Consider the following 13,373-nt stretch of genomic DNA (forward strand, 5'->3'; position numbering starts at 1 on the left):
CACGACTCTGGATCAGACCCCGGATGCAGCTGCCGGTATGGGGCGTAGCTTTTCACTCAGGCGCTGGGCCGTCCCCCTCAGGTGGTAATCATAGATGGCAGCGTAGGCCAGCACTGCACGCACATAGCGCCTTGTTTCGGTAAACGGAATCGTGTCTATCCAGATATCCGCCTCGATACTGCTGTCCCGTAACCACTGATCAACTCGACTGGGTCCGGCGTTGTAACTGGCGGTCGCCAGCACCTGATGATCATTGAACTTGTTCATCACATGTCGCAGATAGTAGGTACCAAATCCGATATTGGTAGCGGAGTCAGTCAAATCGCCTTTCCAGTTTCTCTTGCCTTGCAGGCCGGCCACATATTTGGCCGTTGCCGGCATCAGCTGCATCAGCCCCACCGCACCAGCACCGGAACGTACATCCCGGATGTAGGCACTCTCACGACGCATTACACCGAATATCCAGGCAGGTTCGATACTGTGTTCCATTGATGCCCTGGCAACATCACTGCGATAGAGCACCGGAAAGCGCAGTGCAATGGCTCGCGGGCTGTCACTCAAGCCGGCCGCATAGATTGCCCGATCATGCATACCCCAGCTACTCGCCAGAACGGCAGCCGTCGCCAGTTCCTCGCTGGTCTTGCCACGTAGCCAGTTATTCCATTCGCGACGACTTTCATTGGTCAGATCAACATGATGAAATTCTCGTGCACGTACCAAAGCGGGCTCTGCCGACAAACGAGCCAGCAAAGAGACACCCGGAATTATCGGTTCGTCATAGATCGAGTATTCAAGCTGCATTTTGTCCGCTGACAGAAAACCGTAGTACGACTGCAGATCAGCCAGTTTGGTATAGATGGCTTGCGCCTCTGAAACACGATCCAGTTGCCCTAAAGCACGGGCTTCCCAATAGGCCCAGTGATCCTCCTGGCGCTCCTCGGGAGGTAGCAATGCAATGCTGGCAAGTACAGCTGGCCAGTCCTGCGCAAGCAAAGAGGTTCGAATGCGCCATTCCATCAACTCAAGATCGTCTTCGCGAACCTCGAAGCTGCGCAACCAGGCAGCAGCCTCTGGCATACGTCGGTAGGCCGCCCGCATGGCCAGCGCACGATGGGTTTCGTAATAACCATCCGCTGTAAACGCGTATTTGTCCCGAATCTTCAACCAGTGCGTCATGGCAGCCAGCGTATCCTCGCGCGACCAGTCGACCAGTAGATCCAGCAAGATGATCCGGTTAAGCAGTGTGTCCTGATCCAGATCGCCGCTGAGCACGAAGGCCTGCGGCTTTTTGCCCGATTTGATCCAGCGCTCTACCTGTTTTCGATCAGTGGTGGCCAGATAGCCCAACATCGGTTTGGCAAACTCGGGCTTGTTGGCCTCCATGGCCTGGTAGATCTTCTCCCAGATGGCAGCCACCGGCGGTGTGTTCGCCGCCTGCAGTTTGTCCAGTATTTCCTGGCAGTCTTTGTCGTGCTTGCGCGGTTTGACCCACAGCTCGATCACATCATCATCAAAGCCATCCAGAGCCCCTGTCGCCTGCCTGGCCTGCAGCATCTCGCAACTCATGGCAGCCGCCAGCCGTGAATGGCTGAGTGCAAGAAAAGTGCGCCATTGTTCAGTGTCTGCAAAGCGCTTTTGCAGCGTGTGCGTCAGACGACGCGTCAAGGAGGCATCCCCCGTACGCTGCTCGAAATCATTGAGCTGATCGATTTGTACCGCCCCCGGCGTCTCATCCCGCCAGTCTCTCTTCAACCGCTCGTATTCCAGATATTCCCGCAAGGGGTAGTCTGCCAGGGCCACCTCCAACGCATCGAAACGAGACCGTTGTCCGGATTTCAGGGCATCGAGCGCCTGAGTGAACTGCTCGCGCTCAGCCGCATAAACGGCATCAACAGCCTCGACCGAGCCGGCAGTCTGAGCTGTCGCCTCACCACTTGCGGCAAGACTCACGGAAGCCAGCGCCAGCAGGCAGGCTGCCAGTCGCTGGGAAGTTACCGGCCTGAAGGCCATTTGTCGCTTGAAATCAAACATCATCACCACACCCGGATACGCTCTTGCCAACCGATTCATTACAGGTACGACCAAAGAAAGTTAGAATCGTCGTTTGAACCCGATAGTTGTACAAGGCTTAACCATGCAAGCGAGCGACCAATTCACAGCAGACACCTCACCCGATACTACCGTCGGAACTGAGTACATTAACCTGTCAGGCTACCGATTCCTACCGTTGGATTACCTGCCGCTTCTGCAGGCTGATTTACACGCCTCTTTGGCTGAAACAGGTGTACTTGGCACGATTCTGTTAGCTGATGAAGGCATCAATGTCGCCCTGGCAGGCACAGCTGCGCAATGTCAGGCCGCCAGAACAGTATTCGACAATGATGAACGCTTCCGCGAGCTGTGGCTCAAGGAAAGTGTCTCAGAGCTTATTCCCTTCTCCAAACTGAAAGTACGCATTCGCCACGAAATCATCGCCTTTGATGGGCCCGAGGCCCGCACTCGACAGCTTGAGCGGCCTACAGCGCCCGCTCTGCCCCCTGAAGAGCTTGCCCAGTGGCTGGACTCAGGCAAGGATTTCACGTTGCTGGACACACGTAACACCTACGAGGTCGAATCCGGCACCTTCCAGCAGGCTGAACACCTGGATATAGCGCATTTTCGAGATTACCAGAAAGCCATAAAAACAGCGCTGGAGAGCGGCACGCTGGACCCCAAGAAGCCGATTGTCACCTTCTGTACCGGTGGTATACGCTGCGAGAAGGCGGCCCCCTGGATGATTGAACAGGGGTTCAAGGAGGTCTACCAGATTGAAGGGGGCGTTCTCAACTACTTTGAAAAAACCGGCGGCAAGCACTGGGAAGGCGACTGTTTCGTCTTCGATGACCGGGTCGAAGTCGACAAGGCATTACAACCTACCGGCGCCACCTGGTGTACCGAGTGCCAGCTGACCATCAGCCCCGGCAAGCAATGCAGTTGTCAGTCTTCACGCACAGCCATGGAAATGGTGTAGCTCTTGCCCTGCTTGATCTTCTTGTAATTACCGAAGGTCTCGTTGAACGATCGCTTGATGAAATCACGCAGGCCGTTGATGGTGACCACTACGATACGGGCGCCCGGAACCATGCGTTCACGGGCGTCGTGAAACATGATCTGGAAGAACTCGTTACCGACCTTGGCGGGAAGATTGGACACCACCAGAGTCAGCGGCAAATCGGCAGGAACATGACTGAAGCCATTGCTCAGGTAGCTTTGGGCGTTAGTCAGACCATTGCGCTGTGCATTGGCTTGTGTGTATTCGATGGCCAGAAAATCCTTGTCCACCAGATGCACCTGCCCATTGCGTGAGCGCTGAGCGATGGACAAACCCACGGGTCCGTAACCACAGCCCATGTCAAGTGTTACATCATCGTCGCGAACGTCGAGATATTCCAGTAACAGTAACGTCCCTTCATCAATCGCGCGAGGCGAAAACAGGCCCCAAGTGGTGTGAAAGCACAAGGGCTGCCCCACCAGATTGGCGTTGATGATGAGATCTTTTCTTAGATGATCGATAGACATGTGTCTAAGTATGGCACTCAGTGATCAGTTTTCGTGCATTTTCATGTCTAATTCGCTACCCTGAACTGCGCAATAGTCATGAGGGGCACTTAAATGCGGTTGATCTTGTTGGGCGGACCGGGAGCCGGTAAAGGTACTCAAGCCGGTTATCTCACTGAGCGTTACGGAATTCCACAGATTTCCACGGGCGATATGCTCCGGGCGGCCGTCAAGGCTGCTACACCTTTAGGCATTGAAGCCAAAAAAGTGATGGATGCTGGTGATCTGGTTTCCGATGACATCATCATAGGGTTGGTCAAAGAGCGTATCAAGGAGGCGGATTGTGAAAAAGGCTTTCTCTTTGATGGATTTCCGCGCACTCTGACTCAAGCCGATGCGATGAAGCAAGCCAATGTTCAGTTGGATGCTGTCGTTGAAATTGATGTTGATAATGAAGAAATCATTAAACGCATGGGTGGCAGACGCATCCATGAAGCTTCAGGACGAAGCTACCACGTCGAATATAATCCGCCAAAAGTGGCAGAAACCGATGACGTCACCGGTGAACCACTGATTCAGCGTAAAGACGACAAGGAAGAAACGGTACGCTACCGTCTGGAAGTGTATGAGGAGCAAACAGCACCACTCAAGGCCTACTACCAAACATGGGCAGACTCAGGTGCTGATACAGCTCCTGGTTATGTACATATTCAAGGTGTAGGTACGGTGGACGAGATCAGGCAACGAATTTTCGACGCACTGGACTCAGCTACGACTGCTACGGCCTGATTGATCTTTGCTGACCGGGAGCTGCTGTCTTGATGGACAAAACAGCGCAAGTACTTCCCGGTCAGCAGTTCTTAGGGATCGTGAAATAATTAAGTATCAGTTTTCAGTTGGTCCTGCGCCTGTCCGGCAAGGCGTGAGAAGGGCGAATAGCTTGCTATTCAACCGCCGAACAACGCTGCAGGGCAGGATGCAGGGACGACTGAAAATGATAATTAATTGTTTCACGATCCCTTACTCTACGATTGAGTTTGTCGAACCTGACGATTGAGCCTGCTCACTCACGCCTGTAACGCGTGCTTGATGGCCTGCAGCGTCTGTTCTGGCTGCTCACTCATGATCATATGCCCACAGGTATCCAGAACAATCAGCTCGGCACCCAGACCATCCACCAGGTTCCGGCTCATACGCATGGGCGTCATGCGATCAGCATCTCCGACTACCACCGTGGTCTTGCCTTTCGGGAAGACAGATGCCACCTGGTCCAGACCCGCATAGGCATTACACGCGAACAGATCCGCATGCAGAACACCCGGAGCACAACGTTCCAGCAAGGCTTTAGCACTGTTGAACGCACTGATTCCTGCAACCGGATTGTGGCCCAGCTGTGATTCATGGCAATGACTGTAAATGGCAATCATGTCGACCGCTGATTGCTGATTGGCATTAGCCGCATCCAGTAGTGGCTGAGCAACAGGCATTGGATAACCCGCTCCGACCAGCAGCAAATGTTCAACTTTATCGGCCCGTTGGCCGGCGGCCTCTGCAACAACCAGCGACCCCATGCTATGACCACCAAGAATCACCGGGGTGTCCGGCAAGCCGTGTTCGGCCTGCAGATGATCCAGCAGTCGCCAGATGAAACTCGCCTGTGCATCAATGGAGCTCAGCGCCTCACCACCTGATGCACCGTGCCCTGGTAAATCCGGAGTGACGACATTGAACCCGTGGCGGGCAAAATAACGAGCCAGCAGCACCCAGACGGTTCTGTCCATGCCCGCACCATGCTGTAACAGCAGGGTTCGCCGATTCTGCAGCCACTCAACACCACCCTGCCCGACAAAAACCGTTTCGCCATCCAGTTGCACTTTCATGATGCTGACCCCGCGTTAGCCTGGGAAGTCTTGGCAGCGTGATTGGCGGCGGCTTTCTCAGCTCGTCGCAGTGCCTGGGCCAGATCAGCCAGCAAGTCATCCAGATCTTCCAGGCCCACTGACAATCGCACCAGTCCTGGAGAGATGCCCGCAGCAATCAGATCAGCATCGTCCATGCGCGAATGCGTGGTACTGGCAGGATGGATCACCAGTGACTTGGCATCACCGACATTCGCCAGGTGTGAGAACAACTGCAGACTCTCGATGAATGCACTGCCCGCCGGCCGTCCGCCTGCGAGTTCAAAACTGAAGACCGCACCTGCGCCCTTGGGAAGCAGCGTCTTGGCCAGCTCATGATCGGCATGCTCCGGCCTGTCCGGATGATGGACGATGGACACCGCAGCCTGCTCGGCCAGATATTTAACGATGGCTGAGGTATTGCTCACATGCCGATCCATGCGCATGGGCAGCGTTTCCAGTCCCTGCAGCAAGTGAAAAGCATTGCCTGGTGACAGGCTGGCCCCGAAGTCTCGCAATCCTTCCTTACGAGCGCGCATGATGTAGGCTGCAGGCCCGAACTCTTCAACGAAATCCATGCCATGGAAACCGGCGTAAGGCTCACTCAGCTCGGGAAAGCGTCCGGATGCTTCCCAATCGAAGCGCCCGCCGTCCACCAGCACCCCACCCAGAGCAACACCGTGTCCACCCATGAATTTGGTCAGGGAATGCATGACGATATCAGCCCCCAGACGTAACACCTGCATCAGATAAGGTGTGGTCAGAGTAGCGTCAATCATCAGCGGCACACCGGCGGCATGCGCGATGGCCGAGACCTTGGGAATATCCAGCACCTCACAACGCGGATTAGCGACGGTCTCTGCAAAAATCACACGCGTTTCCGGGCGTATGGCAGCGGCAAAGGCTTCAGGATCCTGCGGATCAACAAAAGTTGTCTCGATACCGAACCTGGGCAGGGTATAACTCAACAGATTATGCGTACCGCCGTAGAGCGCGCGCGAAGCCACAATGTGTCCGCCGGCGCCGGTGATGGTCGTCAGTCCCAGATGAATGGCTGCCATGCCACTGGCCGTACAAACCGCGCCGACACCACCCTCCAAAGCGGCAACACGTTCTTCGAGCACAGCAACGGTCGGATTCGAGATACGTGAATAGACATGTCCGGCACGCGCGACATCGAACAGCGACGAGGCCTTGTCACTGTCATCAAACACGAAGGAGGTGGTTTGGTAGATTGGCGTTGCCCGGGCACCGGTCTCACGGTCCGGTTGCTGGCCAGCATGCAGGGCCAGGGTATCAAAGCCCAGAAACTTGGGACCGCTCATTGTTTTGCCTCAAAGACACTTGGAAGCACCAGTGTACTGGATGCCATGCGCTTGCGTGAATGCTTGAAAGCGACCCGTTCGCATGCCCTGCCCGGGCAAATGTCAGGTGATACCGAACTCCTCCTCACGAGCGCGCTTGATCACATCATAGTGTTCAGTCAGCAGATCGTTCTTGGTAACCACACCCAGCAGCATCGGAGCCTTCGGATTGTCGCGATTGACGACGGGCAGATAATCCTGATTCTGCTCTGCCATGCTCTGCACCGCGGTGACGATATTGGTCAAGGAGTTGATGGTGTAGTCGGCATCCAGAGCGCCTTCAATAGCCAGTGAATCCATCCCTTTTTCGATACCGTGAGTAATCAGCAAGGACAGGCTTGTACTACCTTTGAAGACGCCGTCTGCATCCACGAAGATGGCGATCAGCTGACGCTCCTGCCCCATCTTTGATGACAACTGACCGGTCGTCACCTCGGGGGTGATCGACAGGAAATTCTTGTGTATCAGATCTTCCACGCGATGCGTCATGAGCAGGCTGATATCCCGGTCACCGGACAGATTGATGTTGCGCCGAATTAGCTGCCAGCGGAAAAAAGATCCATGTTTCCCGGTTTGCATGACGGTACTGGCTATGGCAGCCGTGGTCATGACCCCCAGAGTGACACCGTAGTCGCGTGTCAGCTCGAATACGATCAACACAGTGGAGATAGGGGCACCTAACAAGGCTGAACCCATGGCTGCCAGGCCGATGGTGGCATAGACGCTTTGCTGGCTCAATGGCAAGCCCGTCATACTCAGCACAACCCAGAAAAGGCTGCCCAGCATGGTTCCCATGAAAACGGCGGGGCCGAATATTCCTCCGGCAAAGCCGGTACTGATTGCCAGACAGACGATCAGAAATTTGGCAGCCAGCAACGACAGAATAAGATCGCTTTCCAGCGCACCGCGCAGAGCCAGCAATGATCCTTCATAACCCAAGCCCATTACCTGTGGCAAAAACAGAGCGATGACACCCATGATCGCTCCTGCCATTGCCGGCTGGGACCAGCGAGGAATACCCGATCGTTTCCAGAGCTGTTCAAATTGTCCAATGGTGGCCAGCATTGCCTTGGCCAATAGCGCACCGAGAACGCCCAGAAGGGCGAACAGCAGCAGCTCCCAGTTGGACTCGATGGCATTAGGTAACACCGGAAAAGCAGGTTGACTGCCTAGGAAATACTCACGTACCAGCATCGCCAGCATGGCGGCAATGACGATAGGTGCGAAGACGCGCAAGGTGAAATAACCAACAATGACCTCCAGCGCAAAAATGACAGCGGCTATCGGGGTACTGAATGAGACGGCGACGGCTGCCGCTGCGCCACAACCGAGCAAGGCCAGTGACTGCTTGTGTGGCAAGCCCAGCTTTTCTGCCAACCAGGCGCTGATAGAGGCCCCGATATGGACGGCAGGTCCTTCACGCCCCAGAGGTGCTCCGACTCCCAACGAGACCGCAGCGGCAAGCCCGGCACCCACCCCTGAACGCACTGGCATGCGTGCGCTGTTCAGGGCGCAGGCTTCCATGACATCAGCGATACCGTGATATCGCCTACCAGGTAGAAACCTCATGACGATACCCAGCAACAGCCCACCAGCGGCCGGTACCAGAATGACCTGCCAGGCGGGACGTGCGGCAAGGATCTGGGTGTAGCGTATCTCGGAGGCTTCGCCGTAACCCAACCACTGGAACATCAGCACCAGCTTGAGAAATGCAAGTGTGGATAGCCCGACAACGACTCCGATCAGGGCCGCCAGAAGGTAGAACACCAGACGTTGACCCAGCGGCGAGTCCAGCTGTTTACGCAAAAAACTCAGCGGCCCAATCCCATGGTGCGACGAGCAAAGGTCTTGCGCAAGGGCGTGATCGCGTCCAGCCCCAGCAAGGCGGCAGAGCGTATATGGCCAGCCACCGCCGAATGGCCGCGAAAGCTGCGCGCCAGCGTATCGGTGAAACGCACAACCTGACGCTGGTCGGACTGACGGGCAGCAACAAACTCCGACAACAGTTGTGCATCACCCGGATCAGCATCGGACGACGCCTGCTTGTGCCCGGTAATCTTGTTGACGAGCCGTTCAGCGAGCTCTTCCACATCGCGCATGGCCAGGTTATAGCCCTGCCCCCCGACAGGATGCAACAGCCGTGCAGAATTACCCAGCAGTACCGTACGTGCAGCAACCTGGCTAGTGGCCTCGATACGCACCAGTGGCACGATCAGGCGTGGTCCGACCTCCGTGAAACGTCCGGCCCGAAAACCGAATCGGCTCTGCAGGCGTGCCAGATAAGCAGCATCATCCAGCTCACCCACCGCCGCCTGCTCCGAAGGCTCGATGCAATCAACCACATTCATGCAGGACCCCGTGCGTGGCAACAAAGCCAGCGGTCCACTGTCGGTGAATCTTTCATAGGCCACATTTTGATGGTGCTGCGCCAGACGCACCATCGTCAGCACAGCGGCCTGGTCATAGTCCACTTGCGTAGTGCCGATACCCAGCGACTCCCGAACGACCGAACCCACACCATCGGCGGCAATCAGCAAGCGTGCCCGAACAGAGCTGCCATCAGCCACAGCGACCTCGACATGATCTTGATGGTGTGCCACCGATACCACTCTTGCCCCTCGGCGATGATCTACCGTTGTCGTGGCCAATCGCGCCAGAATGCCATTGGCCAGGTGGGTATTATTCACCACATAACCAACCGCATCAGCGTTCAATTCATGCGCATGCAGTCGAGTCGCACCGAAGTATCCCTTGTGCGATACAGAGACCTGGAAAATAGGTGCCGCATCACCCGCTATCGCCGACCATAAACCGTGTCGATCGAACCAGCGCTGCGTCCCCAGACTCAATGCGGTACATCGCTGCTGCAGAGCCGAGGCATCGTCCCACTGTTCCGCCATTTCCAATTCTGCACCCGAAGGAACAGGGGCAATCTCACCGGTCTCCGCGTCGAGCAGAACGACCTGCCAACCTTGGGATGCCAGGACCAGCGCCAGAGGAGCCCCCACCAGGCTGGCACCCACAATGACAATATCTGCAACTGGAGCGGAATCGTTCATCAATCGTGGCTGCACATGAAGGCTTCGATATCGGCCACTGTCTTAGGCACCCCGCCGGTCAGTACTTCATGGCCATCCTGGGTAACAGCGATATCATCCTCAATACGGATTCCGATATTGCGATAGGCCTTGGGTATCTTGCGTGCATCGCCAAGATACAAGCCTGGCTCCACCGTGAGCACCATGCCGGGCTCCAGTTCACGCCAGTCCCCATTGATCTTGTATTCACCGACATCATGCACATCCATGCCCAGCCAATGACCGGTGCGATGCATATAGTACGGCTTGTAGGCTTCCTCCTTGATCAGCGTGGGCAGCTTGCCCTTGAGAACACCAATGTCACGCAGTCCTCGGGTCAGCACCTTGACGGCAGCCTCGTGCGGCTCGTTCCAGTGGTTGCCCGGCTTGATGGCATCGATGGCCGCCAATTGCGCTTCCAGAACGATGTTGTAAACCGTTTTCTGAGCTTCGGTAAAGACGCCATTGACAGGAAAGGTCCGGGTTATATCACCCGCATAGCCTGCCAGTTCCGCACCTGAATCAATCAGAACCAGCTCGTCATTTTCCAGCACATCCTTGTTTTCGGTGTAATGCAGAATGCAGCCGTTCTCACCGCCACCAACGATCGGCAGGAAAGAATGATCGGCATGGTGCGCCCGATACTCGGCAATCAGCTCCGCTTCCAACTGATACTCATACATGCCAGGCTTGGCAGCCCGCATGGCCCTTGCATGTGCGGATGCACTGAGTTTGGCCGCTGCTCGCAAGCTGGTCAGTTCGGTGCGACTCTTGATGACGCGCATCTCGTCCAGATGAAAGTCCAGCGAAATGAACGAATCGGGATCACCGCCTGCGCGACGACGACTGGAACGAGCCTGATTCAACCAGCCCAACAACTGCGCATCGAAGGCCAGATCTTTACCCAGGGTATGAAAGACGGACGCCTTGTTCTCCAATAGTCCGGGCAGGATGTCGTCCAGATCGGTAATCGGAAAGGCATCATCGGCACCCAGAGCTTCAGGGGCATCCTCGACACCGAGAAGACGCCCGTGCCAGGTTTCCTTTTCCGCATCCCGCTCACGACAGAACATCAGATACTGTCCGGCACGCCGACCGGGGATCAGCACCATCAGCGCATCCGGCTCGTCAAAACCACTCAGATACAGCATATTGCTGTCTGCACGATAGGGATACTCAGTATCGCGACTACGTGTGCAGCTGCGCGCAGCGGGAATCACTGCAATCGAATTTTCCCCCATGATGCGCATCAGTGCGCGACGACGACGTTTGAGTTCGGCGCCCTGTGACTTGGTAAAGCGCTGTGTTCGACTGAGGCCTTTTTTCATGATGGTTTTAGTTGAGTAACAGGCGTTATGGGACGTAGTTCTTCCAGAATCAGCAACACACCGACCCGCACATATTCGAGCAATTCGGTAAAAACCACCTCGTCGGTAGAGGAATCATCGACATCAGCGGCTTCGATCGCCTGGAAGTCTTCAATGATTTCACGGGTATCCGCTGGTAATGGCTTGTGGCCGCGCTGACTCAGGGCAATACCGATGCCGTAGGTATAACCACCACAGAAATCACCCAGTGCCCGCGTGCGCACCTGCACCGAAACATCGTCATCTGGCAAGGCGGGTGAGAAATCCATATCGGCATCATTCAGCGTGCCCAGCGTCTGGCCGAACCATTCATCCAGAGTTTTCAATTCCCCCGCTTTCGAGGCTACCGCCTCAGGAGACAGAGAAGCGGCATCCAGAAGCTCGGTAAACCAGCGTGTCTTGGCTGCGGTACTCGACATGGAGCACAACAAGCCGCAACACAAGCCGTGAACTTCAGCCAGAGGCAGTGGCATGTCTAGCCGCTCAAGAGCGTTCGATACAGTCTGATTGGTCAAAGTCACAAGTAACTAGGCATTCCCAGCAAAACAATCTTCAAGTATACAATGAGCGTCAATCAACCTGACGAGGCCGTAGGTATGAGTCGCTCCATAGTAGATGTGCAATTTGACGCGCTCGAAGCGCGCATGACCACATTAATCACACTTTGCACCCGGCTAAAGCAGGAAAATCAATCTCTCAGGGAGCAGCAGCACTCACTGGTTGAAGAGCGTGCACGTCTGATCGAAAAAAACGAGACAGCGCGCAGCAAGGTGGAACAGATGATCGTACGGTTAAAGTCACTGGAACTCAACCAATGAACAACAGACACAAAGATCGCAAAGCGGATCCCGGTGGCAATCGTCCAGCCAAACTACGCATTCTGGACAAGGAAGTACAGATTGCCTGTAAACCGGGCGAAGAAGATGACCTGCTGCAGGCGGCCGCTTACATCGACAAGTCCATGCGTGAGCTACGAAACCGTAATACGACCTCCAGCATTGAAAAAATTGCCATCGTGACGGCCATCAACACGGCAAACGCCCTACTCAAGTCACGTTCTCTGGAAAGCAGCCATGCACGTGAACAGGCAGGCACCGCAGACGAGGCGGATATCACAGAGCGTCTGTCTGTACTCAATAGCAAGCTGGATGAACTACTCGAGATCGATGTCGACACTCAGGATGCCGACACTCAAGACGATGTCGCAAATCAGACAAAGGAGCCAGAGTAACCAAGCATTGATTTCACGTCCTTACAAGTTCGTGCTAGTCTGTAAGTCGTATCTTCTGCGGTGTTTGTTATTCGGCTGGGTATATCCCTTGAGCCTAATTTCTCACCCCGGGGATGGTTCGGTCACTGTTGTTGTGCATGTCCGCTACGGCGGAAAGCCTGATACGGTTCCGGCCGTCCCCACCTGAACCGCTTGGTTCAAGGTAGCACACCAAAAACGGCACCGTGGTTGATACACTTTTCCAATGACACCCGACAACACTGCGCCACCGGCCACTGCCGACAAGAATTCTGAACGCGATGACACGCGTCAGCAGCTGCAGCAACTGCGAAAACTGATGGATCCGGCCATGATAGCCGTGCACTCCAGCACCATCGCCGCCAACATCCTCACTCTGTCGGGCAATGCCTTGAAAATCGGTGCCTATCTGGCATTCGGCCACGAGGTGAACGTCGATGAATTCATGGCGCAATGCCGAGATCAGGGCCAATCCACTTATGTGCCGCTCATCCAGAGCGATAACACACTGATATTTGCCTCACTCACCGATGACACACCCATCATTCTGAACAAATATGCCATTCGCGAACCGGTGACAGATCAGAAAACCTGCCTGCCTGCGACATCTCTGGATATCGTGATCGTGCCGTTACTCGGCTTCGACGCTCAGTGTCAACGCATGGGCATGGGCGGTGGCTACTACGACCGGACTTTCGCCTATAAACGTCAGGCATTACAAGACAACTCGATAAACCCGGCCCCCTTGCTGATTGGCGTTGCCTTCGAATCGCAATGTGTCGACAGCGTCTTTCCAGACTGGTGGGATGTGACGCTGGATCACGTCGTGACCGAGAAGAATATCTATTCTCGCAACGGACCGGTCACACCGATCCGCTGAT

13 protein-coding genes and 1 other RNA gene are annotated in these 13,373 nt (G+C 55.4%); 6 read left to right on the plus strand and 8 right to left on the minus strand.

The window, feature by feature from the left end:
- Positions 1–12: 12 nt before the first annotated feature.
- Positions 13–2,070, minus strand: coding sequence for a transglycosylase SLT domain-containing protein (locus IMCC3135_RS29250; protein ID WP_088920802.1), 2,058 nt, complete (start codon positions 2,068–2,070; stop codon positions 13–15).
- Between the two features lie 64 nt (positions 2,071–2,134).
- Here IMCC3135_RS29250 and trhO point away from each other — a divergent pair, with 64 nt between their 5' ends.
- On the plus strand, positions 2,135–3,010 hold the full coding sequence (gene trhO / locus IMCC3135_RS29255) for an oxygen-dependent tRNA uridine(34) hydroxylase TrhO (protein WP_088920803.1): 876 nt from the start codon (positions 2,135–2,137) through the stop codon (positions 3,008–3,010).
- Here the strand turns inward: trhO and IMCC3135_RS29260 are convergent.
- Positions 2,977–3,558: a class I SAM-dependent methyltransferase gene (locus tag IMCC3135_RS29260; RefSeq protein ID WP_088920804.1), complete on the minus strand. Its 582-nt coding sequence runs from the start codon at positions 3,556–3,558 to the stop codon at positions 2,977–2,979. The genes trhO and IMCC3135_RS29260 overlap by 34 nt on opposite strands.
- 93 nt (positions 3,559–3,651) lie before the next feature.
- Here IMCC3135_RS29260 and adk point away from each other — a divergent pair, with 93 nt between their 5' ends.
- Positions 3,652–4,326 carry an adenylate kinase gene (gene adk / locus IMCC3135_RS29265; protein WP_088920805.1) on the plus strand — a complete coding sequence of 225 codons (675 nt, stop codon included), beginning with the start codon at positions 3,652–3,654 and terminating at the stop codon, positions 4,324–4,326.
- Between the two features lie 278 nt (positions 4,327–4,604).
- On the opposite strand, the gene IMCC3135_RS29270 is transcribed toward adk, so the two are convergent.
- The 6 genes from IMCC3135_RS29270 to IMCC3135_RS29295 all read right to left on the minus strand — a co-directional run bounded on the left by IMCC3135_RS29270 (position 4,605) and on the right by IMCC3135_RS29295 (position 11,764).
- Entirely contained in the window at positions 4,605–5,417 is an 813-nt protein-coding gene (locus IMCC3135_RS29270; RefSeq protein ID WP_088920806.1) for an alpha/beta fold hydrolase, read from the minus strand.
- Positions 5,414–6,760: an O-acetylhomoserine aminocarboxypropyltransferase gene (locus IMCC3135_RS29275; protein ID WP_088920807.1), complete on the minus strand. Its 1,347-nt coding sequence runs from the start codon at positions 6,758–6,760 to the stop codon at positions 5,414–5,416. Before IMCC3135_RS29275 ends, IMCC3135_RS29270 begins: the two co-directional genes overlap by 4 nt.
- A gap of 102 nt (positions 6,761–6,862) precedes the next feature.
- Positions 6,863–8,605, minus strand: coding sequence for a chloride channel protein (locus IMCC3135_RS29280; RefSeq protein WP_088920808.1), 1,743 nt, complete (start codon positions 8,603–8,605; stop codon positions 6,863–6,865).
- 5 nt (positions 8,606–8,610) lie between these two features.
- On the minus strand, positions 8,611–9,858 hold the full coding sequence (locus IMCC3135_RS29285) for an FAD-dependent monooxygenase (protein ID WP_088920809.1): 1,248 nt from the start codon (positions 9,856–9,858) through the stop codon (positions 8,611–8,613).
- Positions 9,858–11,204: an aminopeptidase P N-terminal domain-containing protein gene (locus IMCC3135_RS29290; RefSeq protein WP_088920810.1), complete on the minus strand. Its 1,347-nt coding sequence runs from the start codon at positions 11,202–11,204 to the stop codon at positions 9,858–9,860. The genes IMCC3135_RS29285 and IMCC3135_RS29290 overlap by 1 nt, the downstream gene beginning before the upstream one ends.
- Complete coding sequence (locus IMCC3135_RS29295) at positions 11,201–11,764, minus strand: UPF0149 family protein (RefSeq protein WP_335589286.1); 564 nt, start codon at positions 11,762–11,764, stop codon at positions 11,201–11,203. The genes IMCC3135_RS29290 and IMCC3135_RS29295 overlap by 4 nt, the downstream gene beginning before the upstream one ends.
- A gap of 42 nt (positions 11,765–11,806) precedes the next feature.
- Here IMCC3135_RS29295 and IMCC3135_RS29300 point away from each other — a divergent pair, with 42 nt between their 5' ends.
- From IMCC3135_RS29300 to IMCC3135_RS29315, 4 genes are all read left to right on the plus strand, one after another.
- Entirely contained in the window at positions 11,807–12,061 is a 255-nt protein-coding gene (locus tag IMCC3135_RS29300) for a TIGR02449 family protein (protein WP_418251412.1), read from the plus strand.
- Positions 12,058–12,474, plus strand: a complete 417-nt coding sequence (locus tag IMCC3135_RS29305) for a cell division protein ZapA (protein WP_088920812.1) — start codon at positions 12,058–12,060, stop codon at positions 12,472–12,474. Before IMCC3135_RS29300 ends, IMCC3135_RS29305 begins: the two co-directional genes overlap by 4 nt.
- Positions 12,475–12,523: 49 nt before the next feature.
- Positions 12,524–12,709, plus strand: a non-coding RNA gene (gene ssrS, locus IMCC3135_RS29310) — 6S RNA.
- Between the two features lie 9 nt (positions 12,710–12,718).
- Positions 12,719–13,372 (plus strand): 5-formyltetrahydrofolate cyclo-ligase, encoded by a 654-nt coding sequence (locus IMCC3135_RS29315; RefSeq protein WP_088920813.1) that lies wholly within the window; start codon positions 12,719–12,721, stop codon positions 13,370–13,372.
- Position 13,373 lies beyond the last annotated feature (1 nt).

The organism is Granulosicoccus antarcticus IMCC3135 (genome assembly GCF_002215215.1).
In the GTDB taxonomy this organism is placed as follows: Bacteria; Pseudomonadota; Gammaproteobacteria; order Granulosicoccales; family Granulosicoccaceae; genus Granulosicoccus; species Granulosicoccus antarcticus.

Bases quoted from the DNA above. Each gene is read 5' to 3' on its own strand.
- IMCC3135_RS29250 (WP_088920802.1), bottom strand. From the start codon at position 2,070: ATGAATCGGTTGGCAAGAGCGTATCCGGGTGTGGTGATGATGTTTGAT.
- trhO (WP_088920803.1), top strand. From the start codon at position 2,135: ATGCAAGCGAGCGACCAATTCACAGCAGACACCTCACCCGATACTACC.
- IMCC3135_RS29260 (WP_088920804.1), bottom strand. From the start codon at position 3,558: ATGTCTATCGATCATCTAAGAAAAGATCTCATCATCAACGCCAATCTG.
- adk (WP_088920805.1), top strand. From the start codon at position 3,652: ATGCGGTTGATCTTGTTGGGCGGACCGGGAGCCGGTAAAGGTACTCAA.
- IMCC3135_RS29270 (WP_088920806.1), bottom strand. From the start codon at position 5,417: ATGAAAGTGCAACTGGATGGCGAAACGGTTTTTGTCGGGCAGGGTGGT.
- IMCC3135_RS29275 (WP_088920807.1), bottom strand. From the start codon at position 6,760: ATGAGCGGTCCCAAGTTTCTGGGCTTTGATACCCTGGCCCTGCATGCT.
- IMCC3135_RS29285 (WP_088920809.1), bottom strand. From the start codon at position 9,858: ATGAACGATTCCGCTCCAGTTGCAGATATTGTCATTGTGGGTGCCAGC.
- IMCC3135_RS29290 (WP_088920810.1), bottom strand. From the start codon at position 11,204: ATGAAAAAAGGCCTCAGTCGAACACAGCGCTTTACCAAGTCACAGGGC.
- IMCC3135_RS29300 (WP_418251412.1), top strand. From the start codon at position 11,807: ATGAGCGTCAATCAACCTGACGAGGCCGTAGGTATGAGTCGCTCCATA.
- IMCC3135_RS29305 (WP_088920812.1), top strand. From the start codon at position 12,058: ATGAACAACAGACACAAAGATCGCAAAGCGGATCCCGGTGGCAATCGT.
- IMCC3135_RS29315 (WP_088920813.1), top strand. From the start codon at position 12,719: ATGACACCCGACAACACTGCGCCACCGGCCACTGCCGACAAGAATTCT.